We start from the raw sequence: 993 nt of genomic DNA, 5'->3' as shown, positions 1-993 counted from the left end.
ATGTCCAAAGTATTTGTTTTAGATACCAACTTCACGCCATTAAACCCAATTCATTCAGCACAAGCTAGACAACTACTAAGAACCAAAAAAGCAGCAATATTTAGACAGTTTCCGTTCACAATTATTCTCAAAAAATCCCGTCCTGACTCCCCAGTATCGTTGCTAAGGCTAAAGATTGATCCTGGTGCAAAATTCACGGGAATGGCATTAGTTAACGATTCAACTGGCGAGGTTGTATTTGCTGCTGAATTAAAACATAGAGGCTTTGCAATTAGAGATGCTTTAACTTCTAGAAGGCAATTAAGACGTTCTAGACGTGCCAGAAAAACTCGTTACAGACAACCAAGGTTTTTGAATAGAACCCGTCCAGAAGGATGGTTAGCACCGAGCCTACACAGTCGGGTTGATAATATTAAAACTTGGGTTGAAAGATTGCGTAAACTCGCACCAATTGAGGCTATTAGCCAAGAATTAGTCAGGTTTGATATGCAGTTAATAGCTAATCCTGATATTCAAGGACAGGAATATCAACAGGGAACTTTAGCTGGTTACGAAACCAGAGAATACTTACTAGAAAAGTGGGGTAGACAATGTGCTTACTGTGGAGTAAAAGACGTTCCTTTTCAAATAGAACATATTCATCCACGGGCCAAAGGTGGTAGTAATTCAATTACAAATCTCACTTTAAGTTGTGAAAAGTGTAACACCAAAAAGGGAACGAAAGACATTAAAGATTTTCTCAAAAAAGACCTTTCAAAGTTAGAAAAAATCTTGAAGCAAGCTAAAAGACCACTGGCTGATGCAGCCGCAGTAAACACAACTCGTACTGCATTACTAGAAGTTCTAAAAGCAACCGGATTACCTGTAGAAACAGGTTCAGGAGGGTTAACTAAATTTAATCGTAGTCAACAACAATTAGAAAAAAACCACTGGATTGACGCGGCTTGTGTTGGTAAATCAACGCCAATTCTCAACATCAAAGGTGTTAAACCA

General features: G+C 38.6%; 1 protein-coding gene. It reads left to right on the top strand.

Annotated elements, in window-relative coordinates; genetic code table 11:
* Positions 1–993 (top strand): RNA-guided endonuclease IscB (gene iscB, locus ACIR131C_RS0100870; protein WP_028088707.1); only part of this gene is annotated, 993 nt, incomplete at both ends.

Source organism: Dolichospermum circinale AWQC131C (assembly GCF_000426905.1).
Taxonomy (GTDB): domain Bacteria; phylum Cyanobacteriota; class Cyanobacteriia; order Cyanobacteriales; family Nostocaceae; genus Dolichospermum; species Dolichospermum circinale.
Note: the sequence above shows the minus strand (reverse complement) of the source record. Positions and strands in the feature narration are given on the sequence as shown.